A 24,068-nucleotide genomic window follows, 5' to 3' on the forward strand; every position below is an offset into this window, starting at 1 on the left:
CTCAAGATTTCCTGCGCCGGCCTACAATTTTAAGCGAAGGTCGTTTCGAGCGCCTTCGCCGCATCCTTCGCATGGTTTCTACGCTCAATGAAGTTGCGTGCCCGGGGAATTGGGTCATGCAGATATTGATCAGGCCCGCGCATCTTCCGTTGGTTTAGCTCGGCCGTATTGAGCGGATCGAAGTCGACTCGCTCTATCGCACAGCCCCATCCGGGACTATGAGACGCCCAGCCCTTCCGATGGTGTTCCAGCAGCCGTTCGCGCGCCGAGTAGCCGTGATAATCGAAGGCGATGATGCCGTTCGTCACATACATATGTCCTCCCCAAAAGCCCTCGTTCGGTATGATGCGCTCAGCATAAAAGCCTTCGAGCGGCGGGCGCTGAAGGAAGACACCTGCGAGGATGTGGCACGCGCCATAGCCGAAGAAGATACGGTCAGGCAGCGCCCACCGCTTTTCGGGGTTTTTCTTGATGCCGTGCTTCAGGACATACATGCGTCAGCATTTCCATTTTTCGATCAAGCGCACCGCTTCATTGATTGATCGAATATCCTGATTCGGCAGAATTCCGGAACTTATGCGCGAGGTTCAAGACCTGCGACAACGCAGTGGGCTAGCGCGTGATCGTGATGAAATCGGTGCCGGCGCCTGTCTCGGGGCCGATGCCGCTGTCGGTGATCGTCAGAGTCGAACCGGCTGCCAGCATCCCGTCGATCCTCCGACGCGTTTCGTCCGGGAGAGAGATGCGCGACAGCGCGTTGGCGATCGGCGTGCCCGTCACGATCGCGCTTTCCTGGTTTGCAATTCCGAGCCGCTTCATCGTCTCGCGGGAGAGATCGTTCTTGAGCGTCACGCCCAGCCAGTCGGCCGTGCCGCTCTCGGCATCAATGGCATGCAGCGTGAAGAAATGCGTGCCCAGTGCGAGCCGCGGATTTTCGATGGTCAGCGGCGCCTCGAACACGGGTTTGAAATCCTGACGCACCATGATGACGCCGTTCGGCGGCTCGCCTTTGCCTGCCGCTGCGTAAACTTCCCTAAGGAGAGTATCGCTGACGAGGGCCTTGTCGCCCTTGAAAAGCGCCGGTCGCAAAGCCTTGAAAAGGTTGATGGCCTGAATGGTCGCCGTGCCGAGCAGGCCGTCCGGCGTACCTGCCGAAAAGCCCAGCTGGTTGAGATAGGTTTGAATATCGAGCACAGTCTCGCGTTGCGTGCGGCGAGTGATCAGAATGCGGATCGGATCGGTGTTCTCAGGTACCGCGATGGCCGCTACAGGCTGGGGGCCGACGGTGTTCATCGCCAGTTGGACGGACTTCCCGCTGGTATCGCCGATCGCCGGGCGCAGTTGCACATCCGAGAGCAGCAGTGGCGGCTCCGGCACTTCGGGATGGAAAAGATTGGGATGCACGATCGACTCCGGCGCCACTTCGGCATCGCTGATGATGACCGGCACGCTCAGGTCCGTCATCTTGTAGAGTTCCCTGGCAAAGGCGGCAGGCATGCGCACGCAACCGTGCGAGGCAGGATAGCGCGGCACTGAATTCGATTCGTGGAGCGCGATGCCGGACCAGGTCAGCCGCTGCATCCAGGGCATGGGAGCGTCCGAATAGAGGTTGGACTCGTGATACTTCTGCTTCTCGAGAACGGAGAAGATGCCGCTCGGCGTCGTGTGCCCAGCCTTGCCGGTCGAAATCTTCGACGTCGCCACCACTTCCGCGCCGTCATAGACCGTAAGCGACTGTTTGTCCTTGGAAACGAAGATTTGCAGGGTGCGAGCGTCGGCCGCAAGCGCTGCATGATGCACGAGTGCGGTCGCCGACAGCAAGCCGAGGCCGAAAACTAAACGCGAGAACATGTTATCCAACCAATACGCAATACTTGCCCGGGACAGTATGGCACGATGTTTAATGAAGCCTTGAGCATTCGTAGCTCAAAGCGGTCCTCACGCATTGGTGATTTTGAGGCCGCTCCGGCGGCGTGGTTGCCAGACTATCCGTCGCGCTTGCCGCCGCCGAACGTATAGCCGGTCTCCACGGTTTTCTGGCCGAATTTCTCGCGCAGTCTGTCCATGGCGGCTTCCGCTGCTGCGCGCCGCGTGGATTGCTGGTCGATGAGATCCGGCGGATCGGCCCGTGCCGGGTCGCAAAGGTCGGTGACGCCAATGCCGATCAGGCGGAATTTCGTGCCGTCCGTCTCTTTCTCCAGAAGCTCGATGCCGGTGCGGAAAATCCTGTCGGCGAGCTGCGTCGGGTCTTCCAGCTTCCGGTTGCGGGTACGGGATTTGAAGTCTGCCGTCTTCATCTTCAGCACGACGGTATTCCCGGCGATGCCACTCTTCTTCAACCTCCAGGAGACTGTTTCAGAGAGGTTGCGCAGGATCGGCACCAGCTCGTCGTAGCGGGAGATGTCGTCGAAAAAGGTCGTCTCTGAAGAGACGCTCTTGGCCGGATCGTTGAGGTGCACCTCGCGGTCGTCGATGCCGCGCGAAAGGCGCGCAAGCCTCTGGCCCATGCTGCCGTAGCGACGCATGAGGTCCGGTTCCTCCATTGTCTGAAGCTGGCCGATCGTGCGGATGCCGTCTGCTTCGAGGGTTGCCGCAAAGGCCTTGCCCACGCCCCAGATCGTGGTGACCGGCCGCGGCGCCAGAAACTCAACGGCCTCTTCACGACCAATGACGGAAAAGCCGCGCGGCTTCTGCAGGTCGGAGGCCACCTTGGCGAGGAACTTGCAATAGGAAAGCCCGACGGAAACCGTGATCCCGATCTCCTTTTCGACGCGGCGGGCGAATTTTGCGAGCGTGCGCGCCGGCGGATCGTGATGCAGGCGCTGGGTGCCGCCGAGCTCGAGGAAGGCCTCGTCGATCGAAAGCGGCTGCACCAGCGGCGTCAGTTCCTGCATCAGGGCGCGGACCTCATGGCCGACCTTGACGTATTTCTCCATATCGGGGCGGATGACGATCGCCTGCGGGCAGGCTTCCAGCGCCTTGAACATCGGCATGGCGGAGCGAACGCCGTGAATGCGGGCGACATAGCAGGCGGTGGAGACGACGCCGCGTTTGCCGCCGCCGATGATGACCGGCTTGTCTGCAAGGTCCGGATTGTCGCGCTTCTCGACGGCCGCATAGAAGGCGTCGCAGTCGATATGTGCAAGCGTCAGGTCATAGAGTTCCTTGTGCCGGACGAGGCGAGGGCTGCCGCAGACCGCGCAACGGCGCGCTTCGCTCTTCTGCTCGGCAAGGCAGTCGCGACAGAAGCCGGGTGTCTTGTCTGGCTTGAGCATCATCGTGGCGGGAACAAAGATTGAACATCGGCAGATTACGCTTTAAGCTTTTGAGTCTCAAGAGACGGGAGAGAATTGACCTTGGATATCGAGCTGCGTTTTGAGCCGCTGACGCCCGGGCGCTGGGCAGATTTCGAAACGCTTTTCGGCCCGCGCGGCGCCTTCTGCGACTGCTGGTGCGTGGCCCTCAGGCTGCCGCATGCCGTTCGCACGAAAATGGGGCCGGATGAGCGGAGGGCGCATATCAAAACCCGCATCGCCGCCGGTCCGCCGCCGGGTATTCTCGCCTACGCGGAAGATCAGCCAGTGGCCTGGGTGCAGGTGGGGCCGCGGCATGACGTTCCGCAGTTCAACTCGCCACGCACCGTTTCGCGCCCGCTGGAGGATAGCGATGCTCTGGATTCCTCGGTCTGGGCGGTCAGCTGCTTCTTTCTTGCAGCACCGTTGCGCGGCAAGGGGCTCAGTCACCATCTGCTGCGGGCCGCCATCGACCACGCGAAGCAAAACGGCGCGCGCTATCTGGACGGCTGTCCCATCGACCACACGAAGCAATCGAAATCGGTGACGCTCTGCATCGGTTCGACGGCGATCTTCGATGCCGCGGGCTTCGAGCCCGTGGCGCGGCGAAAGGACGGAAGGCCGCTCATGCGGCTGGATTTGCAGCAGTGAGGCTTCGCGCGGCGTTGGCCTCGTCGAAATGCCGGCCGATCAGGGACGCGGCTTCGTCCCAGGTGTTGATGCGTGGAATACCATCCATGGCCGCCGGCGCGAAACGATGGATTTCGGAAACCGGCATCATGTGAAGTAGAAGGCAGCTCTCGACATGTTCGCGCACCGAATGAAGGTTCATGGCCATGTCGTCGATGAAAACGACGGGCAGGGCGCGCGTGCCGTGCAGGGTCTTCACCACCAGGCCCTTCGGCTGACGGGTTGCGAGCAGTGGGTAAGCGAGGCCGAACCGATCGAGCAGCCGCCGCCGCCGGTCGGCATAGACCGGCGGCATCGCCGTGAGGAAAACGATGTCAGCGTCGGCGGAGAGCCGGCCGAGTGTCTCGACGACGAGCGAAAGCGGCAACTGCCACTTTTCCTGCCGCTCGAAGAAGGTCTCGATCAGTCGGCTGACATGGACATCCTCCAGCACAACGCCATCTCTAGAGACGATGTTGCCATGCAGGCGAAAGGAACGCGGCAAAAGCTCGTGCCCTTCGCTCAAAAGGAAGCGTTGAAAAGGATCGATGAACTGCAGCACGACGTCATCGACATCGCAGACGATCAGGGGCCGGTTGCCAAGCCGTACATGAGAGATATCGAGCGTCACGGCCTCCATCGCGCTCAGTATTCTCCCGAATCGAGGCCGGGGGAGGAGAAATGCCGCCATGCGGCACTGAGGGCCTCGGGTGTCGTGCCGCTCGCTTCGCAGAAAGCCATTGCCGTCGGTTCGTGGTGCATCAGAAAATCGAGCATGCCGGCGAGGAAACCCGGATCGTTGATAGCGTTGCGGACTTGCGCCGGCTCCACGCCCGTCAGCGCCAGAAAACGCGAGAACATGTCCGGCTCATTGGCGAGCCAGCCGAGAACAGCGATGGCGGTTTCCTGCGGGTCTTTCGCTAATTGTTTGGAAGTCTTGAAGTTGCTTTGCATTTCGCTGGGTGAGTTACCTTTTTTTCAACCAAATACCGGTAGTTTGCAGCTATCGGTTTCCTTGAATCGCGCGCCCGAAGATTTTCCTTCACGGCGCAGGCGGCAGCAAGGGGACGTAAGGATGAGCGTGCCATGCCCAAACAGGTGATGATTGTAGAAGATAACGAGCTAAACATGAAGCTCTTTCGCGACCTCATCGAAGCGTCCGGCTATACCACGATTCAAACCCGAAATGGCATGGAAGCGCTTGATCTTGCTCGCAAATACCGGCCTGATCTGATCCTAATGGATATCCAGCTTCCGGAAGTTTCCGGTCTGGAAGTCACCAAGTGGCTGAAGGAAGACGACGAGCTGCACGTCATCCCGGTGATTGCGGTGACGGCCTTTGCAATGAAGGGCGACGAGGAGCGTATCCGCCAGGGCGGCTGCGAAGCCTATGTCTCCAAGCCCATCTCGGTTCCGAAGTTCATCGAAACGATCAAGACCTATCTCGGCGATGCCTAGCGCATCTGAAAGACGTTTATGACTGCGCGCATATTGGTGGTTGACGATATTCCGGCGAACGTGAAGCTGCTCGAAGCGCGGCTTCTTGCGGAATATTTCGACGTGCTGACGGCCGCAGACGGCTATGAGGCGCTGGCGATCTGCGAGCGCAACCAGGTCGACCTCGTCCTGCTCGATGTGATGATGCCGGGGCTCGACGGCTTCGAGGTTTGCGCGCGGCTGAAGGCAAACGCCAAGACGTCGCATATTCCGGTCGTGATGGTGACGGCACTGGATCAGCCGGCAGATCGCGTGCGCGGCTTGAAGGCCGGCGCCGACGATTTCCTCACCAAGCCGGTCAATGACCTGCAGCTCATTTCCCGCGTCAAAAGCCTCCTGCGCCTGAAGACGTTGAGCGATGAACTGCGCATCCGCGCCGAGACGGCGCAGACGATGGGCATCGAAGACATGCTGCGAGGCAATGAAGGACGCGCGGAAGAGGCCGGCCAGATTCTGCTGGTCGACAGCCGTGCCAACTCGCAGGAGCGCATCATCAAGGCGCTGAAGCCGATCGCCGAAGCGACCGCCATTTCCGATCCGCAGGCAGCATTGTTCGAAGCGGCCGAAAACGCCTTTGAGCTGGTGATCGTTAACGCCAATTTCGACGACTATGATCCGTTGCGGCTCTGCTCGCAGTTCCGCTCCCTTGAGCGCACCCGCTTCCTGCCGATCCTGATCATCACGGAGCAGGGCGCTGATGACATGGTTATCCGGGCGCTCGATCTCGGCGTCAACGACTACATCATCCGCCCGGTCGATACGAACGAGCTCATTGCTCGCAGCCTGACGCAGATCCGTCGCAAGCGTTACAACGACCGTCTGCGCGCCAGCGTGAAGCAGACCATCGAGCTTGCCGTCACCGATCCGCTGACGGGCCTCAACAACCGCCGCTACCTCGACAATCACCTCAACCTTCTCTTCAGCCGCTCGATGGCGCGAGGCCGGCCGCTTTCCGTGCTGATTACCGACATCGACCGCTTCAAGCAGGTCAACGATACGCATGGCCACGATGCCGGCGACCAGGTGCTCAAGGAATTTGCCAATCGCATCCGCTCGACGGTGCGCGGCGCCGATCTCGCCTGCCGCTATGGCGGCGAGGAATTCGTGGTCGTGATGCCGGATACCTCGCCTGAAGTGGCTGCTGCCGTTGCCGAGCGGCTCCGGGCAGCCGTCGAGAGCATTCCCTTCGAGCTGAAGTCGGCAGGGCACGCACTGAACGTCACCGCCTCCTTTGGCATTTCATCGCGCCTGTCTTCCGTCCTCACACCGGACCAGCTTATGAAGCAGGCAGATCTTGCTCTTTACGAAGCAAAGAATACCGGTCGAAACCGCGTTGTTGCTGCGGCCGCCTGATCAAATTCGACGTCACAACGGATCGAAAGAGTAGTTTTCCACCGGAAAACGCTAATCCTTAAACATTTGTAATAATGGCGTCGGAGAAACGGCCCAGTCTGCAGACAGCGCCGTTTGGAAGTGGATCTCTAAATATAAGGGGCCATTTCCGGAAGTGTCGCGAGTAGGGATAAGAACAGCAGCGCTGCCATATAAGAATAGCACGCTTTGAGGGCGTCTTCGGAGAGGGTGCTATTGGCGCAATCGAAGTGTCCGATGTCTTACGTAAGGTCAGCATCCATAGTGCTACTGAGATATATCGGGTGGTTTCTTGGCCGAAACTATTTCATTTTATGGCTGCAGAGATCAATCGGTTATCACCCAGCTGTCCCGAAGTTGGACTTTTAACCATAGGAGCATGCTAGGAATTCCGGCGATTAAGAATTTGTTGATTTTCTTTCATTTTTGCGCAAATTATCGGCTCATAGAGAAAGCGCTCCTTTTGGAGGCGCCGTCATACCCCATGATGCTCAGGTCCGCCGCATCTCCTGGGTCGTGGGGTCGGCCGGCTAGCACGCAACTCAAGCGGTTCCTCGTGCCGCGTTGCCTGCTGGCCGGCCCCCAATCCAAGAGAACGCCGTCCTTCCCCTTGCGGAAGGACGGCGTTTCTGTTTTGCGCAGACATGGTGGCAACTGGCGCTCAAGGCACAAAAAAGCGCGCGACCGGATGGCGCGCGCTTCTTGAATCAACCTGGAATCAAGAATTACTTGATCTTGGTTTCCTTGAACTCGACGTGCTTCTTAGCAACCGGGTCATACTTGGTCTTCGTCATCTTGTCCGTCATCGTACGGCTGTTCTTCGTCGTGACGTAGAAGAAACCGGTGTCGGCCGTCGACAGCAGCTTGATCTTGATTGTGGTAGCCTTGGCCATGGTCGTCCTGCCTTTAAGAAAATGAAAGCCGTGGAAAGCCGGATGGGCTCCACGGCAAATTCTGGCGCGAAACTACGAATCCCGCCCGAAAAGTCAAGCCCGCTTTCGGAGGAAAAGCAGCCTTATGCCGGCCAGTATGGCATAAAGGCCGAAGAAACAGGCGATTGACCATGCAAAGCCGTTGTTTCCGGCAACGTCGATTGCCGCACCGATCACCTGTGGACCGGCAACCGTGCCGACGGCGTAGCAGAAGACGAAGGCGGCATTTGCCGCGGCAAGATCGGAGCCTGTCAGGCGTGAGCCGAGATGGCTGAGGCCTACGGTGTAGAGGCCGGCGACGCAACCGCCCCAGAAAAGCAGCACCAGCGCCATCATGATCCAGCTATGGGAGAGGACCGGAAGCATCAGCGAGCCGATAAGGCCCATGAAGGCCATCCCGGCGAGAAGCGGGCGCTTGTCGGAAATCTTATCGGAGAGCAGCCCGACCGGAATCTGAAAGATAACGTTGCCGACGCCCATGACCGTCAGCAGCAGGGCAGCCTGCGATTCGGTGAAGTTCGCGCGGATCGCGTAGATCGGAAAGAGCGAAAGCCCGCCCGCTTCGACGGCGCCGAAAATAAAGACCGCTGCGGTCGCCGTCGGCACCAGGAAGACATAGCGCATGAAGTGCAGCTCCGGCTTCTCGTCGAGGATGGGGCTTTCATGCCGGGCGATGAAGATCGGAATCGCTGCAAGCAGGATCGCGATCGCGCCGACGAGAAACGGCATTATGCCGTCGCTGCCGAGGATCGAGAAGAGCAGGGGGCCGGCCGCGAAGCCGATTGAAAGCACCGTCGCGTAAATGCCCAGCACGAAGCCGCGTTTCGAAGGCGGAGAGGCCGCGTTGATCCAGAATTCGGAGAGGATGAAGAGGGTGGTCGTCGTGCCGTGGAAGGCAAAGCGCAGCGGAAACCAGAGCCAGAAATTCTCCGCGTAATAAAATCCGAGCGCGCTGAGGGCTGCAATCACCACCGCCCAGAGCATGGTCGATGCGACGCCGAATTCATGCGCGAGTTTCGTCGTGATCGGCGCTGCAATCATGGCGGCGACCCCGGCCATGGCGGTATTCAGGCCGATGAGCGTTGAGGGGATGCCGCGCTTTTCCAGGATGATGCTGAGAAGCGGAAGTCCGAGGCCGATTGCGATTCCCACGGCGGAAATCGACGAGATCGCGGCAACCAGCGACGGCCAATGGATTTCTTCGACATCGCCCGCTGTGCCGTTTCTCGGCTGAGACATTAATTCATCCTTGAGTGACTAAAGCGAATCGCCCGTTTTTTTTGACACATAGAAAGGCACATGCGTGCCAAATCTAAGTGACGGACTTTGTTTACGGAAAGTCCGGTGCCGATGGCAATAGATCAGGCAAGATGTTCATTTCGAAACGCTTTACCATTCACTTGGCCGGACCGGCGCTGAAGGGCGTCGATAACCCCGCAGCGCCGATGAGCGTTGCCCACTACATGCGAAATATGTCTTGACCGTGAAGGTTCGCTTACATTGAGCGGCGGCGACCGGGGATCTCGTATTCGTCGTGATCGTCGCCGTGACCGCCGAAGCCGTGCAGACGAAGCGCCCATTGCAGGCCGATCACGCCACCCTTGATCGGCTGGATTATCAGCAGCGCCGCCAGCAGGGTAAGGGGTGTCCAGATGGCGAAGGTGAGCCACAGCGGCATTGGCCAAACCAAGTCGGTCATCATGTAGCCCCCGATGATGATGTGGCCGACGACGACGATGGTGAGGTAAGGCGGCAGATCGTCGGAACGGTGGTGATACATTGCCTCGCCGCAGACGGCGCAATTGTCGACGGGCTTCAGGAAAGCCCTGAAAAGCTTGCCGGTGCCGCAATGCGGGCAGCGGTTCTGCATGCCGCGCATGATGGAGCGGCCAAGCGGTCGTTCGGTCTTCTCTGCTTCTCCATAACGGATCGGTTGTTCGTTGGAGGCGGTGCTCATGGTCTTCCTTCCTGCGTCCCTACACGCATGGAGCGCCGCCGGCCCGCCGTGCGGACAAGGGACGCTCTTCACTTCAAATGCAGAGCACCCCGGAAGGATGCTCTACCGCCGCCCTCTGGGCGGCCTTGTCCCGGCCTTGTTGCGGGCCTGCCGGTTGTCGCGGCGGCCAGCCTTGTGGAAGGAGCGCACCGCCGTCGGCATCTTGCGTCCTTCGCTTACCATCTCGAAACGAAGCGCACCCGCAAGCGGGATCGCTTCAGCGAGCTTTACGGTCACGTCGTCCCCAAGACGGTACCCCAGTCCGGTCCTTTCACCCGACAGCGCCTGATGCGCCTCGTCATAGATGAAATAGTCCGTACCGAGCGTTGATATAGGTATGAAGCCATCGGCTCCATATTCAGGGAGAGCGACAAATAGTCCCGATTTCGTGACACCGGAAACGCGGCCTTCGAATTCTTCGCCGACGCGCGTGCTGAGGTGATGGGCGATCAGGCGATCGACCGTTTCACGCTCCGCCGCCATCGCGCGGCGCTCGAAGGTCGAGATTTCGGCGGCGATATCGTCAAGCGAGGCTTCTTCCTCCGGCGTAATGCCGCCTTCGCCAAGACCGAGCGAGCCGACCAGCGCGCGATGGACGATCAGGTCCGCGTATCGGCGGATCGGCGATGTGAAGTGCGCATACTTCATGAGGTTCAGCCCGAAATGGCCGATATTCTCCGGACTGTAGATTGCCTGGCTCTGCGACCTGAGCACCATTTCGTTGACCATGGTCTGATGCGGTGTGTTTTCGGCCTTGGCGAGGATGCCGTTGAAGCTGTTCGCCCGCACGTTACCGCCCTTGGCAAGCGAGATGCCGAGCGTTGCCAGAAATTCCCGCAGGATCTCCTGCTTGGCGAGGGTCGGCCCATCGTGGATGCGATAGATCAGCATCTGACGCTTCTTCTCAAGCGTTTCGGCGGCACAGACGTTGGCCTGGATCATCATCTCTTCGATGAGTTTGTGGGCGTCGAGCCGCGGCGGCACGAAGACGCGGTCGACGGTGCCGTCCGGTTTCAACAGGATCTTGCGCTCAGGCATGTCCAGCTCGAGCGGCTGACGCCTGTCGCGGCCTCGCTTTATCACCTCATAGGCCTGCCAAAGGGGCCTCAGGATCGGTTCCAGCAGCGGCCCGGTCTTGTCATCCGGCGTGCCGTCGATTGCCGCCTGCGCCTGGCTGTAGGCGAGCTTCGCGGCACTCTTCATCATCACACGGTGAAACGTGTGCCCGATCTTTCGCCCTTCCTTCGAGAAGACCATGCGAACGGCAAGCGCCGGCCGGTCGACGCCTTCCTTCAACGAGCAGAGATCGTTGGAAATACGCTCCGGCAGCATCGGCACCACGCGGTCGGGGAAATAGACCGAGTTGCCGCGCTTCAACGCTTCGCGGTCGAGTGCCGAATTTGGCCGCACATAGTAGGACACATCGGCAATTGCCACGGTGATGACCACGCCGCCGGGATTATCTGGCGAGGGATCCGTTTCGGCATAGACCGCGTCGTCATGATCCTTTGCGTCGGCCGGGTCGATGGTGATCAGCGGCACATCGCGCCAGTCCTCGCGATGCGACATGGTCGCGGGCTTTGCAGCCTCGGCTTCGTCGATGACTGCCTGCGGGAACACATGCGGGATGCTGTGCGCGTGGATCGCGATCATCGAGATCGCCTTCTCGGAGCCGACGGAGCCGACGACCGACAGCACTTTTGCGCGCGGCAGGCCGAAGCGTCCCAGGCGGGCGATCTCGACTTCGACCAGGTCGCCGTCCTTGGCGCCGCCGGTATAATCCGGATCGATCACCATTTCCTCGCCGCGCTTCTCGATCGGCAGCAGCCGTCCCGCGCCGCCGGGCGCCGTGCGGAAGACGCCCATGCTCGCGCCACGGCGCTTTTCGATGATCTTGATGATGCGCGCCGTATAGGCGGGGCCGCCTCGGTCCTTGGCCGGGAAGATCTTCGCTACGACGCGGTCGCCCATTCCGGCAACGGGCGCCTTGCCCTTGCCCTGGCGTCCCGCCGGTGACGACTGGCGGATGGCGACCGCAGGCGCAACGCCCTGATCCTCCGGCCATTCCGCCGGCCGCCCGATCAGTTCGCCGTCCTTGTCGCGCGTGGTGATGTCGAGAACGGTGACAGGTGGAAGCGCGCCTGGCCGGATCAGCGACTTGCGAGTCTTCTGCAGCATGCCCTCCTGCTCGAGATCGCGCAGCAGATGCTTGAGCTCGACGCGGTTGTCGCCCTTCAGGCCAAAAGCCTTGGCGATTTCCCGCTTGGAGGCCTGTTGCGGATGGTCGGCGATGAAGCGCAGGATGACTTCGCGAGACGGCAATGCGCCATGCACGATGTTCAGCGGTTCAACGACCGCGTCATCTTGGTCTGCGCGGCCGATCTTGCCCGGGCGCTTGCCCATGGTGTTCGTTCTTTCGCGCGGGGCCTTGCTCACGGTCAGCTCTTTTTCGTTTTCGCGGGCGCTTTCGCCTTCGCAGATGCCTTGGTCTTTGGCTTGGCGGCTGTCTTCGTCGCCTTGCCTTCGGCAGCCTCGGCCTTCGCCTTCGGCTTCGCTTTGCCCTTGGCCGCCGGCGCCTTGCTGGCCTTTGCGGCGATCAGCGCGAGCGCTTCCTCGACGGTGATCGCCTGCGGATCCTTGCCCTTCGGCAGGGTCGCATTCACCTTGCCCCAGCTTACATAGGGCCCGTACTTGCCGTCGCGAACGGTGATCGCGCCGCCATCGGGATGGTCGCCCAACTCCTTCAGCGCGGCTGGTGTTCCGCGGCCGCGTCCGCCCGGAGCCTTGTTCGCCTTCTCGGCAATCAGCGTCACCGCGCGGTTGAGGCCGACCGAAAACACATCCTCGACACTTTCCAGATTGGCGTAGCCGCCATCATGGAGAAGGAACGGTCCATAGCGGCCGATGCCGGACGAGATCATCTTGCCGGTTTCCGGATGTTTGCCGATATCGCGCGGCAGCGAGATCAGCGCCATCGCCTTCTCGTAGTCGATATCCTCCGGCTTCCAGCCCTTCGGCAGCGAGGCGCGCTTGGCATCCTTGCCGTCGCCGCGCTGGATGTAGGGGCCGAAGCGGCCGGAACGCAGCGTCAGCTCCTCGCCGGTCACCGGATCGGTGCCAAGATTCTTCGGCTCGTTCAGGGCTCCGTTTTCGGCTTCCCCACCGTTTTCGGAGGAAAGCTGGCGGGTATAGTTGCACTCCGGATAGTTTGAGCAGCCGACGAATGCGCCGTATTTGCCAAGCTTCAGCGATAGGTTGCCGGTGCCGCAGACCTGGCAGATGCGCGGATCGCTGCCGTCCTCGCGCTTCGGGAAGACCAGCGGCGCCAGCGCCTCGTTGAGCGAGTCCAGCACGTTGGTGACGCGCAGTTCCTTGGTGTCCTCGATCTGCGAGAAGAAATCCTTCCAGAAATCGCGAAGCACCTGCTTCCAGTTCAGCTCGCCGGCTGAAATCCGGTCAAGCTTTTCTTCCAGATCGGCCGTGAAATCATATTCGACATACTTCGTGAAGAAGCTTTCGAGGAACGCCGTGACCAGACGTCCCTTGGAGTGGGGAATCAGTTTGCGCTTGTCGATCGTCACATATTCGCGGTCGCGGAGCGTCGCGAGCGTGGCAGCATAGGTGGACGGACGACCGATGCCGAGCTCTTCCATCTTCTTGATCAGCGAGGCTTCCGAATAGCGCGGCGGCGGTTCGGTGAAGTGCTGCGTGGAATTGATCTTCTGCTTGGCGAGAGTTTCGCGCGCATTGATCTCCGGCAGGCGGCCATCCTCGTCGCCGTCGTCGGGTTGCTCGCCGTCTTCCTTCTGGTCGGTGTAGGCCGCGATGAAGCCGTCGAATCGGATAACGGAGCCGACGGCGCGCAGGCCGGCCTTCTGGCCATTGTTGTCCGCGGTGATTTCTGCTGTCGTGCGTTCGATTTCGGCCGACGCCATCTGGCTTGCGATGCCACGCTTCCAGATCAGGTCGTAAAGCTTGATCTGGTCGGCATCGAGGAATTTGTGCACGCGGTCAGGCGAGCGATTAAAGTCCGTCGGCCGGATAGCTTCGTGGGCTTCCTGGGCATTCTTGGCCTTGGTCGAATAGAATCGGGCTTTCTCGGGCATGTAGCGCTCGCCGAACTGATCGACGATGGCGCGGCGCGCCGCATCGATCGCTTCCGGCGCCATCTGCACGCCGTCGGTACGCATATAGGTGATGAGACCGACCGTCTCGCCGCCGATATCGACACCCTCGTAGAGCTTCTGCGCGACCTGCATGGTGCGGGAGGCCGAGAAGCCGAGCTTCGAGGAGGCCGCCTGCTGCAGCGTCGAAGTCGTGAACGGCGGTCCCGGGTTGCGCTTGACGGGCTTTGCCTCGACGCTGTCGACGACATAGGCCGCTCCCTCGAGCAGCGCCTTCAGCTTGCCGGCCTCCTCGCCGTTGCCGACCGCGCGTGCCTGCAACCGCTTGCCATTGGCTGCAACCAGTTTGGCTTCGAATTCGTCGCCGCGCGGCGTCTTCAGCAGTGCCGAGATATTCCAGTACTCTTCGGAGATGAAGCGCTCGATCTCGGATTCGCGGTCGCAGACGAGACGCAGGGCAACCGACTGCACGCGCCCGGCCGAACGGGCGCCCGGCAGCTTGCGCCATAGAACCGGCGAAAGATTGAAGCCGACGAGATAGTCGAGGGCGCGCCGTGCCAGATAGGCATCGACCAGCGGCACGTCGATGTCGCGTGGCTCCGCCATGGCGTCGAGCACGGCCTTCTTGGTAATGGCGTTGAAGACGACGCGCTTGACCGGCTTGCCGTTCAGCACACGCTTCTTGTTCAGCACGTCCAGCACATGCCAGGAGATCGCTTCACCCTCGCGATCCGGGTCGGTCGCCAGGATCAATCCGTCGGACGACTTCACCGCGTCTGCAATATCCTTCATGCGCTTGGCCGAGGCGCTGTCGACCTCCCAAAGCATTTCGAAGTCCTGGTCAGGAAGAACCGAGCCGTCCTTGGCAGGCAGATCGCGCACATGTCCGAAGGAGGCGAGCACCTTGTATCCGGACCCCAGATACTTGTTGATCGTCTTAGCCTTGGCAGGCGATTCCACCACTACAACATTCATCATGATTCTCTAAAAAAAGTGCCGCATCCGGCGAGGAGAGTGCCGTAATACTTGCCGCTTGAGGAATACCGGTTCTCCGACATGGACAGGGAAATCGTTCCGGTCAAGGGGTATGCAGAATTTTGCTTGCCACAATGGTTTGCAACCAAAGAGTGATTATTTGCAGATTGCAATTTATGATAATTGGATTATCGTCCTTCAAGTGTGGTCAAGGCTCCTATCAATGTGGCCGTCCGTAATTGTTGAGAGACCCTTCATGGCGCCAAAGGTTGAAACAAAGAATAGCAAATCGGCCTCGCGGGAAAACATTGCATTTATCCGCCAGATGCTCGGGGAGTTGCATCAAGTCGCCGAAAAGGAAAAGGCGGACATGCTCTGCTACCTTATCGAGATGGCCTATGTGGAGGCCGGCGAGCTTCACAGCCGCATGTAGTAAACTCAATCCCCCATCGCAAGGGAGACGAGACCGGCCGGATGCCGGTGCAGCCTACCGGCGATATCCAGCTCCAGAAGCACTAGGTAGACAGCGGACGCCGCGAGCCCGGTATGCCGGATAACGTCGTCGATCTCAACCGGTGAAGGCCCGAGTGCCTCGACGATCCGGGTGCGTTCGGAATCGTCGGGCGGCAGCATATCGGGCTCGCCCACGTCCGGCTCCCTGACCGCGGGTGTCGAAAAGAGATCGCGCTGCGAGAGCGGCGCCAGCGCCTCGACCACGTCTTCAGGCGACGTTACGATCATCGCGCCCTCCTTGAGCAGCCCGTTCGTGCCATGGCAGCGCGGATCGAGCGGCGAGCCCGGAACAGCAAAGACCAGCCGTCCGAATTCGCCGGCAAGCCGCGCGGTGATCAACGAGCCGGAACGCGTCGCCGCCTCGACGACCGCGACCCCCAGCGAAACCCCGGCGATCAACCGGTTGCGCCTTGGAAAGTCCCGCGCCCGCGGCTCCCAGCCAAAAGGCATTTCGCTGATGGCGAGCCCGTTGCCGTTCCATATCTCGTCGAGGAGCCCAGTATTTTCTGGAGGGTAGGGCTGGTCGAGCCCGCCGGCCAAGGCGGCGATGGTGCCGGTCTCCAGGCTTGCGCGGTGCGCGGCCGTATCGATCCCGCGGGCGAGGCCCGAAACGACGGTATAGCCGGCGCGCCCGCAATCGCGGGCAATCATGGCGGCGAACTTCGCACCGCTGACCGAGGCGTTTCGGGAGCCGACGATGCCGACAGCCGGGCGGCTCACGGCCGAAAGATGCCCCTTGACGGCAAGCAGGGGCGGCGCGCCTTCGATCTGCCCCAGCGCCTGCGGATAGTCCGGCTCGCCGATGGCGACGAAGCGGGCGCCGAATCTGTGTGCCAGTTCCAGTTCCCGATGCGCCTCGGCCTCGGTTGCAATACGGACGGAGCGAGTCGCGCCCCCGCGCGACGAAAGCTCCGGCAGCATCGAAAGTGCGGCTTCCGCCGAGCCGAAATGATCGATGAGTTGCCGAAAAGTGGCAGGCCCGACATTGTCGGAGCGGATGAGACGCAGCCAGGCGATCTTCTGCCTTTCCGTCAGCGCAATTCCCTTTGGCCTTGCGCTGCTTGCGTCCATCCTATCCCTTCGCCCCGATCTTGCTTTCCGTCCCGCTCAACAGGCGGGAGATGTTGGCCTTGTGCTTGTAGTAGGAGATGACCGTCATGATCGCCATGACGGCTGCAACCTTCTCGGCGCCCAGTATCCACAATGCAACCGGAATGACAAGCATCGCGGTGAGGGCCGCTAACGACGAGTAGCGGAAGATGAAGGCAACGGCGAGCCAGACGGCCGCGAAGACGAGCACGAAGAGCGGGGCGATGCCGAGCAGCGTGCCGATATAGGTGGCGACGCCCTTGCCGCCCTTGAAGCCGAGCCACACCGGGAAGAGGTGACCAAGGAAGGCGAAGAGGCCGGCAATGGCACCTGCCTCAGGACCGGCAATATACCTCATGATCAAGGCCGCTGCTGTGGCCTTCAGCGCATCGAGCAGAAGCGTTGCCGCCGCAAGCTTCTTGTTGCCGGTGCGAAGCACGTTGGTTGCGCCGATGTTGCCTGAACCGATGCTTCTGACGTCACCGAGCCCGGCCGCCCGCGTCAGGATGAGGCCGAAGGGGATCGAGCCCAGCAGATAGCCGATGACGGCAGCCGTGAGCGCCAGCGGCAGCGTGATCTGCCAAGTCGAAAGATCGGAAATCATTGTCCCCTCCGGACCCTGTTCTTAAAGAGAGTGCACACATTGTCCCGCGACATAGGTCGCGACAGCCCGTCCGCTGAAGCGTGCATCCTCGAAAGGCGTGTTCTTCGAGCGAGAGAGAAGCATGTCTTTCGAAACAAGCCAAGGGTCGTCGAGGTCGATGAGCGTGATATCGGCCTTTGCGCCCGGCTTCAAAGTTCCGGCATCGAGGCCGAAGATCTGAGCCGGCCGCGTCGACATCGCATCGATCAGCCGCATCAGGTTCACCTGTCCGCTATGATGCAACCTCAGCGCCGCCGCGAGCATGGTCTCCAGGCCGACGGCGCCGTCGGCCGCCTCGCCGAAGGGCAGGCGCTTGGTATCGACATCCTGCGGGTCATGCGACGAAACGATGATGTCGATCGCGCCGGTCGCCAGTGCATCCACCATTGCGACGCGATCGTCCTCGGAGCGCAGCGGCGGATAGAGCTTGAAGAAGGTCCGGTATTCGCCGATGTCGTTTTCGTTGAGTGCCAGGTTGTTGATCGAGATACCACAGGTGACCTTCGCACCGCGGCTCTTTGCGAGCTGGATCGCTTCGACCGATTCCGGCACCGAAATCATCGCCGCATGATAGTTTCCGCGCGTCAGCTGGGCGATGCGCAGGTCACGTTCCAGCGGGATGAGCTCTGCTTCCTTCGGGATACCGCCGAGGCCGAGCCAGCTCGCGAACAGGCCCTCGTTCATGACGCCGGTTGCGCCGAGATACTTGTCGCGCGTTTCGCAGGAGATGACGGCGCCGAATTCGCGCGCATAGGTCATGACCCTGCGCAGCACCTGCGTGTCGTGCACGCTGGAGCGCCCATCCGTGAAGGCAACCGCTCCGGCTTCCATCAATAGCCCGATCTCGGTCATTTCCTCGCCGGCCAGGTGTTTGGTGATCGCCGCTGCCGGGTAGACGTTGACGAGCGCCTTGTCCTTTGCCGTCTTCTTGACGAATTCGACCAGGGCGATATCGTCGATGACCGGATCGGTATCGGGCATCATGATGATGGAGGTCACACCGCCCGCCGCAGCTGCTCGGCTTGCGGAGGCGATCGTTTCGCGATGTTCGGCACCCGGCTCGCCGATGTGGACGCGCGCATCGACCAGGCCGGGCGTTGCGATCAGACCGCTGCAGTCGCGCACCGTGGCACCTTCCGGCGCACCCTGGTTTTGCGCATCCCTACTGGCCGCGGCAATCACGCCGTCCTTGACGACGATGGTGCCGACTTCATCGAGATTGCGCGAAGGATCGATGATGCGGACATTTTTAAAAACGATGGAGTTGCTCATGCGCCAAGTCCTTCAGTGCGGGGGCCTTGGTTCTGAGAGACAAGCAAAGCCTCCATCACCGCCATGCGCACCGCGACCCCCATTTCCACCTGTTCGGCAATCACGCTCTGGGGACCGTCGGCCACTTCGGAGGATATCTCCACGCCGCGGTTCATGGGTCCCGGATGCATCACCAGCGCGTCGTCCTTGGCCGCCTTCAGCGTTTCGGCGTCGAGACCGTAGAAGTGATAGTATTCGCGCACTGACGGCACGAAGGCGCCGGACATCCGCTCACGCTGCAAGCGCAGCATCATTACCACGTCGGCATCCTTCAGCCCTTCCTTCATCGAATGGAAGACCTCGACGCCCATGTCGGCAATGCCGGCAGGCAAGAGCGTTGCCGGTGCGACGACACGGACGCGCGCGCCCATGGCATTCAGAAGCAGGATGTTCGAGCGGGCAACGCGCGAATGCAGCACATCGCCGCAGATCGCGACGATGATGCGCGACAGCTTGCCCTTGGCGCGGCGGATCGTCAGTGCATCGAGCAGAGCCTGTGTCGGGTGTTCGTGCTGACCGTCGCCGGCGTTGACCACCGAGCAGGAAACCTTCTGGGCCAGCAGCGCCGCGGCACCCGCGCTCGAATGGCGGATGACCAGCACATCGGGCCGCATGGCATTCAGCGTCATCGCCGTATCGATCAGCGTCTCGCCCTTCTTCACCGAGGAATTGCCGACCGACATGTTCATGACGTCGGCGCCGAGGCGCTTTCCGGCGAGTTCGAAGGAGGCTTGCGTGCGTGTCGAGGCTTCGAAGAAGAGATTGATCTGCGTCAGGCCGCGAAGAGTCGACGTCTTCTTCTCTCGCTGGCGGCTGATCTTGACGGCCTCGTCCGCCTTGTCGAGAAGGTAGGTGATATCCTGCTCGGTAAGGCCTTTTATGCCGATGAGGTGGCGGTGGGGAAAGAAGACCATGAACCTGCCTCTTGCTGTGTCAGGCGCTCTATAATGAGTGGAGAGGTGAGGGGCAAGCATGTGCTGTGGGCGAAGGCTCATGTCCTAATGGAATTTTGCGGCAAATCCGTTAGAGCAGGAGGCGGAAAGCGTAACTTCCGGTTTCCTTTTGCCTGCCTCTTGCACTAGAAGCGATTCATGACCTCCGCTGAAGAAAAATTCGCCGAACTGAACCAGCCAAGTCTGTGGTCCGGCATCAATGCCTATCGGTCCGATCCGCTGATCGTCGACCTGACGGCGGGTCTGCCGCGCGGCACGCGCGAGGACCTGGAAAACATGGGCCGTTACGCCACCTCCCCGGAGGCGCAGGAGCTGGCGCGGATGGCAAACCAAGGCACGCCCCAGCTTCGCACGCATGGTCCGCGCGGCGAGCGCCTGGATGTGGTCGAGTTCCATCCCGCATGGCACGCGCTGATGCGCCGCTCCATGTCCGTCGGTCTGCACTCCTCGGTCTGGGACCCGCAAGCGGATGCCGACGCCAAGGATCAGGCACACAAGGTTCGCGCCGCGCGTTTCTATCTGACCGCCCAGCTCGAAACCGGCCATCTTTGCCCGCTGACGATGACGAGCGCTTCGGTCGCGGCACTGTCCGCCTCTCCCGCCGTTCAGAAGGACTGGGCGCCGAAAATCCTATCGCGCAAATACGATTCGTCCAACAAGCCCGCCATGCAGAAAACCGCCGTCACGATCGGCATGGGCATGACGGAAAAGCAGGGCGGCACGGACGTCCGCTCCAACAAGAGCACGGCGGAAAAGGTCAGCGAAGGTATCTACCGCCTGTCCGGCCACAAATGGTTCATGTCCGCGCCGATGAGCGACGCGTTCATCATGTTGGCGCAGACGAAGGAGGGCATGGGCTGCTTCCTGGTTCCGCGCCTGCTGGAAGACGGCTCTGCCAACGGCCTGCAGTTCCAGCGCCTGAAGGATAAGCTCGGCAATCGCTCCAACGCATCTTCCGAAGTCGAGTTCAACGACACCTTCGGTTTCCTGCTTGGCGGTCCGGATGCCGGCATCCGCACGATCCTCGACATGGTGACGCTCACGCGCCTCGACTGCGCGCTGGCCTCTTCCGGCATCATGCGCGCCTCGCTCGCCGAGGCCGTGCACCACACGCGTGGCCGCAGCGTCTTCGGCAAGATGCTCGTCCACCAGCCGATCATGACCCGCGTGCTCGCCGATATGGCGCTCGACGTCGCTGCCGCAACGGCACTCTCCTTCCGTCTCGCGGACGCCTTCGACAAGGCGCGTGGCAATGCTGAAGAGGCAGCCTATGCCCGCGTCATGACGCCGGTCGCCAAGTACTGGTGCTGCAAGATTGCGCCGGCGCTGATCTATGAGGCGATGGAATGCATCGGCGGCAGCGGCTATATCGAGGAACGCCCGATCGCCCGCCATTACCGCGAAGCCCCGGTCAACGCGATCTGGGAAGGCTCCGGCAACGTCATGGCGCTCGATGTGCTGCGCGTGCTGGCGCGCGGCAAGGATCTCTTCGAGACCGTTTTCACCGGCCTCGCGCGCGATCTCGGCCCGGCAGGCAAGAAGACGATCGACGTCCTTCGCGCCGCCATGGCGCTCTGCGAGCGCGACGAGGGGGCGGGCCGCCTGCTGGTCGAGCAGCTTGCACTCGCTGCCGGTGCCGCCGAACTCTATCGGCTCGGGGCGGGTCGCATTGCCGACGCCTTCATCGAGACTCGTCTTGCGGGCGGCTGGCGCTCGACCTACGGCATGCTCGATTCCCGTTTCGACGCCGGATATATCGTCGATCTTCTCTACCCGCCGGCAACATAGGTCGCGGCGGTGAGGACCACCGGGATGGTCACGAACGAAATCGCGGTCTGGATCGTTGCCGCCGCGGCATAGAGCGCAGCGTCTCCGCCCATCTGTTTGGCGAGGACATAGCCGTTCATCGCGGTCGGCACGCCGGCACTTAGGGCGAGCAGCACGAGCGGCTGCCCATGGATGCCGAAGGCGAGACCGATGCCGATCATGAGAGCGGGAAAGGCGAGTAGCTTCAGCAGCACGGATACCAGCGCCACGGAGCGTGGCCGCAGGGCGTCGGAAATTCTGAGCCCCGCGCCGACCATGATGAGACCGAGCCCCAGGGAGGCCCGGGCGACCAGGTCGACCGTGACCATCAGCGGCTCATAGATCGGTATTTGCGCGAGGTTGACGAGAAGCCCGAGCGCGCAGCCGATGATCAGCGGGTTGGTCACGATCTTCACGGCAAATACCCGCAGGTCGCGCGAAGCGCCCGAGAACCACACCAGCATCCCGACATTGATGAGGTTGATCGGAATGATGATGACCGCCATCACCAGCGCGACGATGGCGAGCCCCTGTGACCCCGCAAGCTTTTCCGCTACCGCGAGCGCGATGAACGCATTCCACCGCGTGGCCGTCTGGAAGAGGGAAGTATAGGCCGCCGGTCGGACACCGGCGCGGGCGAGAACGGGCCACAGAGCGAAGACCAGCGCCGACATGACAAGAACGGCGAGGATCGAGACCAGGCTGATCGTGCCCGTCTCCATGCCGGAAAAGTCCGCTTTCGCCAGCGTGAGGAAGAGAAGGGAAGGGAAGAGAACGTAGTAGCCGAGCTGCTCGAGCCCCGGCCAAAGGCTCTCGTTGAGCAATGGACTGCGGCGCAGCCCAACGCCGAGCAAGACAAGAAGAAAGATCGGGAGGATGCTCTCGAAGATAATCAGCATTTGGCGGCTCCGGCACGTCGTGGCCCGGTTTACCGGCTGTACGGATCTTCGCAACCGGTAAATGCCGCCGCGGAAATGCTTTTCTCCACAGGGCTTTTGGTCCGCAGGCATCCTCGCCCGTTGTCCGGCTCTGTGCGAGTTGCTAATCACCGTCGGGTGACAGGGCTGGGTTGAAAAGCAATGCTGATTGATGAAGCAGCGGCTGTGGCGCCTTTGGCGGCGCCGGTGCCGGAAAAGCGCGTGCGTGACCGCGGCGCGACCGAGAAGACGATTCTCAAGGCAGCGAAGGCGCTGCTGGCGGAGGAGGGTTTCCAGAATTTCGGCATCAATGCCGTCGCCCGCCGCGCCGGATGCGACAAGCAGCTGATCTATCGCTATTACGGCGGCCTGAACGGCCTTGTCGAGACGATCGGCGCCGATCTCGGCACCTGGGTCAGGGACCGGATTCCGGAAGACACAGGCGGCATGTTCCTGCTCACCTATGGCGATCTCATGGAGCGCTTGGCGCTGTTGTTTCTGGAGGCGCTTCGCGACGACCCGCTGATGCGCCGCATCGTCGCCTGGGAGGTTTCCGAGAATACCGAGCAGGTGAGGCGGCTTGCCGAAGCCCGCTCGAAGGCACTGTCGCAATGGCTGGAGCGCATGCGCGGCTCGCTTGCGCCGCCGAAGGGCGTCGATGCAGTCGCCATCAACGCGATCCTGATCGCCGCCATCCAGCATCTTGTCCTCTCCGCTGCTGCGGGCGGCCAGTGCGCCGGTCTGGCGCTGAAGACCCCGAAGGACTGGGAGAAGGCCGCAACGGCGCTGAAGCGCATCGTGCGCGGCGTCTACGGCTGAGCCGCTGCTCGTGTCATGATCCACAGGCGGCAGCTCGCCCGTTAACCTTAACAAATGGTTTACGTTGCGCCCTGCCGGTTAAGGGGACAGGGTATCCGCAGTCTAAATCTTAGCTGTCAGGATCATGGGAACCAAAGCCGCCAAAGCCGCATTGCTCCTTGCCGCGATGATGTTTTTCGCGGTGCTTGCGCTGGACATTGCTGTGCCTGCGCTGGTCCTGAGCGTCATGGCACTGTCGATCTGGGCGGTCACCCTCGACCTGCCTGAGTTCAGGCAAAGAGGGGAGACCGCATGAAGTGGTTCCTGATCTTCTGGTTGGGACCGATCGTCTTTCTCGGCGGCTGGTACTGGCTCTCCTACTACGACATGAACTTCGGGATCTTCATGCTGACGCGTCAGGTCCATGACCTGACCTTCCAGATTTACGGAAAAATCCTCGGCGTGCCGCCGGAGACCATCCCGCCGCTGGTCGCCCGGGCGATCGCCGTCGACAGTCTGGTTGTCTTGGCCATCCTGGGCTTCCGCAGACGCAAGACGATGATCGCCTGGTGGAAGGTGCGTCAGGCGTCGAAATCCTCTGATCTGCCGAGCAGCGAGAGCCTGTCGAGCGCCCCCTGAAGAATGAAGCTTGCCGCTGCCGAATCAATCCGCTCGGCGCGCTTGGCACGTGACACGTCCATTTCCAACAGCGCCCGCTCGGCCGCCACCGTCGAAAGCCGTTCATCCCAATAGACGAAGGGCAGGGCGGTTTTCTGCTCCATGTTGCGCACGAAGGCCCTCGTTGCCTGCACGCGCGGACCTGCAGAGCCATCCATGTTTATCGGCAGGCCGATCACGAAACCGGCTACTTTCTCGCTGGCGGCAAAGGCAAGCAGTGCTTCGGCGTCGATCGTGAACTTCTGCCGCTTGATGACGGGGCGCGGGGTCGCGAAACGCCGCCCGAGATCGGACATCGCAAGACCGATCGTCTTCGTGCCCAGATCGAGTCCGGCGATCGCCTGTCCGGGCGGAAGCATTGCCGCCAGTTCCTCGATCGTCAGCACCGTCATTGTCGTCCATCCTGTCAAAAGAAATTGAAGCACTTACCGCTTTTCTTTGCGGCTGTAACGGATATGTCCATAGCAACCCAATCCAGTTTTTGCATCACGTAACAAAAGGAG

At 61.3% G+C, this 24,068-nt stretch carries 24 protein-coding genes; 8 read left to right on the top strand and 16 right to left on the bottom strand.

Going from position 1 to position 24,068, the window contains the following annotated elements; translation table 11 throughout:
* Positions 1–29: 29 nt before the first annotated feature.
* From ACPYOJ_RS15355 to ACPYOJ_RS15365, 3 genes are all read right to left on the bottom strand, one after another.
* Positions 30–494 carry a hypothetical protein gene (locus ACPYOJ_RS15355; protein ID WP_481417027.1) on the bottom strand — a complete coding sequence of 155 codons (465 nt, stop codon included), beginning with the start codon at positions 492–494 and terminating at the stop codon, positions 30–32.
* A 118-nt stretch (positions 495–612) separates the two neighbouring features.
* Complete coding sequence (locus ACPYOJ_RS15360) at positions 613–1,851, bottom strand: L,D-transpeptidase family protein (protein ID WP_481417028.1); 1,239 nt, start codon at positions 1,849–1,851, stop codon at positions 613–615.
* 134 nt (positions 1,852–1,985) lie between these two features.
* Positions 1,986–3,278 (bottom strand): DNA polymerase IV, encoded by a 1,293-nt coding sequence (locus ACPYOJ_RS15365; protein ID WP_481417029.1) that lies wholly within the window; start codon positions 3,276–3,278, stop codon positions 1,986–1,988.
* Positions 3,279–3,356: 78 nt separating this feature from the next.
* Here ACPYOJ_RS15365 and ACPYOJ_RS15370 point away from each other — a divergent pair, with 78 nt between their 5' ends.
* The gene (locus ACPYOJ_RS15370; protein ID WP_481417030.1) at positions 3,357–3,944 is read left to right on the top strand and encodes an N-acetyltransferase family protein; all 588 of its coding nucleotides are present in this window, start codon (positions 3,357–3,359) and stop codon (positions 3,942–3,944) included.
* Here ACPYOJ_RS15370 and ACPYOJ_RS15375 read toward each other — a convergent pair.
* A complete protein-coding gene (locus ACPYOJ_RS15375) occupies positions 3,919–4,602 on the bottom strand; it encodes a hypothetical protein (RefSeq protein ID WP_481417031.1) in 684 nt (227 codons plus the stop codon). The genes ACPYOJ_RS15370 and ACPYOJ_RS15375 overlap by 26 nt on opposite strands.
* A gap of 5 nt (positions 4,603–4,607) precedes the next feature.
* A complete protein-coding gene (locus ACPYOJ_RS15380; RefSeq protein WP_481417032.1) occupies positions 4,608–4,916 on the bottom strand; it encodes a DUF3572 domain-containing protein in 309 nt (102 codons plus the stop codon).
* Between the two features lie 132 nt (positions 4,917–5,048).
* On the opposite strand from ACPYOJ_RS15380, the gene ACPYOJ_RS15385 reads away from it, so the two are divergent.
* Both ACPYOJ_RS15385 and ACPYOJ_RS15390 read left to right on the top strand, forming a co-directional pair.
* A complete protein-coding gene (locus ACPYOJ_RS15385; protein WP_010065708.1) occupies positions 5,049–5,420 on the top strand; it encodes a response regulator in 372 nt (123 codons plus the stop codon).
* A gap of 18 nt (positions 5,421–5,438) precedes the next feature.
* Positions 5,439–6,812, top strand: coding sequence for a PleD family two-component system response regulator (locus ACPYOJ_RS15390; protein WP_481417033.1), 1,374 nt, complete (start codon positions 5,439–5,441; stop codon positions 6,810–6,812).
* Positions 6,813–7,555: 743 nt separating this feature from the next.
* Here ACPYOJ_RS15390 and rpmG read toward each other — a convergent pair.
* The 5 genes from rpmG to topA form a co-directional block, all read right to left on the bottom strand.
* The gene (rpmG, locus tag ACPYOJ_RS15395) at positions 7,556–7,723 is read right to left on the bottom strand and encodes a 50S ribosomal protein L33 (protein WP_003547442.1); all 168 of its coding nucleotides are present in this window, start codon (positions 7,721–7,723) and stop codon (positions 7,556–7,558) included.
* A gap of 93 nt (positions 7,724–7,816) precedes the next feature.
* Positions 7,817–9,001, bottom strand: a complete 1,185-nt coding sequence (locus ACPYOJ_RS15400) for an MFS transporter (protein WP_481417034.1) — start codon at positions 8,999–9,001, stop codon at positions 7,817–7,819.
* A gap of 256 nt (positions 9,002–9,257) precedes the next feature.
* Positions 9,258–9,719 carry a DUF983 domain-containing protein gene (locus ACPYOJ_RS15405; protein WP_481417035.1) on the bottom strand — a complete coding sequence of 154 codons (462 nt, stop codon included), beginning with the start codon at positions 9,717–9,719 and terminating at the stop codon, positions 9,258–9,260.
* Between the two features lie 102 nt (positions 9,720–9,821).
* On the bottom strand, positions 9,822–12,194 hold the full coding sequence (rnr, locus tag ACPYOJ_RS15410) for a ribonuclease R (protein WP_481417036.1): 2,373 nt from the start codon (positions 12,192–12,194) through the stop codon (positions 9,822–9,824).
* Positions 12,195–12,196: 2 nt separating this feature from the next.
* Positions 12,197–14,857 (bottom strand): type I DNA topoisomerase, encoded by a 2,661-nt coding sequence (gene topA / locus ACPYOJ_RS15415; RefSeq protein WP_481417037.1) that lies wholly within the window; start codon positions 14,855–14,857, stop codon positions 12,197–12,199.
* A gap of 256 nt (positions 14,858–15,113) precedes the next feature.
* On the opposite strand from topA, the gene ACPYOJ_RS15420 reads away from it, so the two are divergent.
* Positions 15,114–15,290 (top strand): hypothetical protein, encoded by a 177-nt coding sequence (locus tag ACPYOJ_RS15420; protein WP_168829227.1) that lies wholly within the window; start codon positions 15,114–15,116, stop codon positions 15,288–15,290.
* A gap of 5 nt (positions 15,291–15,295) precedes the next feature.
* On the opposite strand, the gene dprA is transcribed toward ACPYOJ_RS15420, so the two are convergent.
* From dprA to ACPYOJ_RS15440, 4 genes are read right to left on the bottom strand one after another with little or no spacing between them, the layout of a single operon-like run.
* Positions 15,296–16,441: a DNA-processing protein DprA gene (dprA, locus tag ACPYOJ_RS15425; protein WP_481417038.1), complete on the bottom strand. Its 1,146-nt coding sequence runs from the start codon at positions 16,439–16,441 to the stop codon at positions 15,296–15,298.
* A 1-nt stretch (position 16,442) separates the two neighbouring features.
* Complete coding sequence (gene plsY / locus ACPYOJ_RS15430; RefSeq protein ID WP_481417039.1) at positions 16,443–17,063, bottom strand: glycerol-3-phosphate 1-O-acyltransferase PlsY; 621 nt, start codon at positions 17,061–17,063, stop codon at positions 16,443–16,445.
* Between the two features lie 21 nt (positions 17,064–17,084).
* A complete protein-coding gene (locus ACPYOJ_RS15435; RefSeq protein WP_481417040.1) occupies positions 17,085–18,374 on the bottom strand; it encodes a dihydroorotase in 1,290 nt (429 codons plus the stop codon).
* Positions 18,371–19,327 (bottom strand): aspartate carbamoyltransferase catalytic subunit, encoded by a 957-nt coding sequence (locus ACPYOJ_RS15440; RefSeq protein WP_168829231.1) that lies wholly within the window; start codon positions 19,325–19,327, stop codon positions 18,371–18,373. Before ACPYOJ_RS15440 ends, ACPYOJ_RS15435 begins: the two co-directional genes overlap by 4 nt.
* Before the next feature lie 177 nt (positions 19,328–19,504).
* Here ACPYOJ_RS15440 and ACPYOJ_RS15445 point away from each other — a divergent pair, with 177 nt between their 5' ends.
* Positions 19,505–21,154, top strand: a complete 1,650-nt coding sequence (locus tag ACPYOJ_RS15445) for an acyl-CoA dehydrogenase family protein (RefSeq protein WP_481417042.1) — start codon at positions 19,505–19,507, stop codon at positions 21,152–21,154.
* Here ACPYOJ_RS15445 and ACPYOJ_RS15450 read toward each other — a convergent pair.
* Positions 21,136–22,071 (bottom strand): AEC family transporter, encoded by a 936-nt coding sequence (locus tag ACPYOJ_RS15450; protein ID WP_481417043.1) that lies wholly within the window; start codon positions 22,069–22,071, stop codon positions 21,136–21,138. The two genes, ACPYOJ_RS15445 and ACPYOJ_RS15450, sit on opposite strands and share 19 nt — an antisense overlap.
* A 180-nt stretch (positions 22,072–22,251) precedes the next feature.
* Between ACPYOJ_RS15450 and ACPYOJ_RS15455 the strand changes: the two genes are divergently transcribed.
* From ACPYOJ_RS15455 to ACPYOJ_RS15465, 3 genes are all read left to right on the top strand, one after another.
* The gene (locus ACPYOJ_RS15455; RefSeq protein ID WP_481417044.1) at positions 22,252–22,908 is read left to right on the top strand and encodes a TetR/AcrR family transcriptional regulator; all 657 of its coding nucleotides are present in this window, start codon (positions 22,252–22,254) and stop codon (positions 22,906–22,908) included.
* Positions 22,909–23,032: 124 nt separating this feature from the next.
* A complete protein-coding gene (locus ACPYOJ_RS15460; RefSeq protein WP_481417045.1) occupies positions 23,033–23,203 on the top strand; it encodes a hypothetical protein in 171 nt (56 codons plus the stop codon).
* The gene (locus tag ACPYOJ_RS15465) at positions 23,200–23,526 is read left to right on the top strand and encodes a DUF6105 family protein (RefSeq protein WP_481417046.1); all 327 of its coding nucleotides are present in this window, start codon (positions 23,200–23,202) and stop codon (positions 23,524–23,526) included. Before ACPYOJ_RS15460 ends, ACPYOJ_RS15465 begins: the two co-directional genes overlap by 4 nt.
* Here ACPYOJ_RS15465 and ruvX read toward each other — a convergent pair.
* Complete coding sequence (gene ruvX, locus ACPYOJ_RS15470; protein ID WP_481417047.1) at positions 23,469–23,957, bottom strand: Holliday junction resolvase RuvX; 489 nt, start codon at positions 23,955–23,957, stop codon at positions 23,469–23,471. The two genes, ACPYOJ_RS15465 and ruvX, sit on opposite strands and share 58 nt — an antisense overlap.
* Positions 23,958–24,068 lie beyond the last annotated feature (111 nt).

The sequence above is a fragment of the Rhizobium sp. SVR5-9E genome (assembly GCF_056755095.1).

Excerpts from the sequence above, each read along its gene's own strand:
- ACPYOJ_RS15355 (WP_481417027.1), bottom strand. The coding sequence starts at position 494 with ATGTATGTCCTGAAGCACGGCATCAAGAAAAACCCCGAAAAGCGGTGG.
- ACPYOJ_RS15360 (WP_481417028.1), bottom strand. The coding sequence starts at position 1,851 with ATGTTCTCGCGTTTAGTTTTCGGCCTCGGCTTGCTGTCGGCGACCGCA.
- ACPYOJ_RS15365 (WP_481417029.1), bottom strand. The coding sequence starts at position 3,278 with ATGATGCTCAAGCCAGACAAGACACCCGGCTTCTGTCGCGACTGCCTT.
- ACPYOJ_RS15375 (WP_481417031.1), bottom strand. The coding sequence starts at position 4,602 with ATGGAGGCCGTGACGCTCGATATCTCTCATGTACGGCTTGGCAACCGG.
- ACPYOJ_RS15380 (WP_481417032.1), bottom strand. The coding sequence starts at position 4,916 with ATGCAAAGCAACTTCAAGACTTCCAAACAATTAGCGAAAGACCCGCAG.
- ACPYOJ_RS15385 (WP_010065708.1), top strand. The coding sequence starts at position 5,049 with ATGCCCAAACAGGTGATGATTGTAGAAGATAACGAGCTAAACATGAAG.
- ACPYOJ_RS15390 (WP_481417033.1), top strand. The coding sequence starts at position 5,439 with ATGACTGCGCGCATATTGGTGGTTGACGATATTCCGGCGAACGTGAAG.
- rpmG (WP_003547442.1), bottom strand. The coding sequence starts at position 7,723 with ATGGCCAAGGCTACCACAATCAAGATCAAGCTGCTGTCGACGGCCGAC.
- ACPYOJ_RS15400 (WP_481417034.1), bottom strand. The coding sequence starts at position 9,001 with ATGTCTCAGCCGAGAAACGGCACAGCGGGCGATGTCGAAGAAATCCAT.
- ACPYOJ_RS15405 (WP_481417035.1), bottom strand. The coding sequence starts at position 9,719 with ATGAGCACCGCCTCCAACGAACAACCGATCCGTTATGGAGAAGCAGAG.
- topA (WP_481417037.1), bottom strand. The coding sequence starts at position 14,857 with ATGAATGTTGTAGTGGTGGAATCGCCTGCCAAGGCTAAGACGATCAAC.
- ACPYOJ_RS15420 (WP_168829227.1), top strand. The coding sequence starts at position 15,114 with ATGGCGCCAAAGGTTGAAACAAAGAATAGCAAATCGGCCTCGCGGGAA.
- dprA (WP_481417038.1), bottom strand. The coding sequence starts at position 16,441 with ATGGACGCAAGCAGCGCAAGGCCAAAGGGAATTGCGCTGACGGAAAGG.
- plsY (WP_481417039.1), bottom strand. The coding sequence starts at position 17,063 with ATGATTTCCGATCTTTCGACTTGGCAGATCACGCTGCCGCTGGCGCTC.
- ACPYOJ_RS15435 (WP_481417040.1), bottom strand. The coding sequence starts at position 18,374 with ATGAGCAACTCCATCGTTTTTAAAAATGTCCGCATCATCGATCCTTCG.
- ACPYOJ_RS15440 (WP_168829231.1), bottom strand. The coding sequence starts at position 19,327 with ATGGTCTTCTTTCCCCACCGCCACCTCATCGGCATAAAAGGCCTTACC.
- ACPYOJ_RS15445 (WP_481417042.1), top strand. The coding sequence starts at position 19,505 with ATGACCTCCGCTGAAGAAAAATTCGCCGAACTGAACCAGCCAAGTCTG.
- ACPYOJ_RS15450 (WP_481417043.1), bottom strand. The coding sequence starts at position 22,071 with ATGCTGATTATCTTCGAGAGCATCCTCCCGATCTTTCTTCTTGTCTTG.
- ACPYOJ_RS15455 (WP_481417044.1), top strand. The coding sequence starts at position 22,252 with ATGCTGATTGATGAAGCAGCGGCTGTGGCGCCTTTGGCGGCGCCGGTG.
- ACPYOJ_RS15460 (WP_481417045.1), top strand. The coding sequence starts at position 23,033 with ATGGGAACCAAAGCCGCCAAAGCCGCATTGCTCCTTGCCGCGATGATG.
- ACPYOJ_RS15465 (WP_481417046.1), top strand. The coding sequence starts at position 23,200 with ATGAAGTGGTTCCTGATCTTCTGGTTGGGACCGATCGTCTTTCTCGGC.
- ruvX (WP_481417047.1), bottom strand. The coding sequence starts at position 23,957 with ATGACGGTGCTGACGATCGAGGAACTGGCGGCAATGCTTCCGCCCGGA.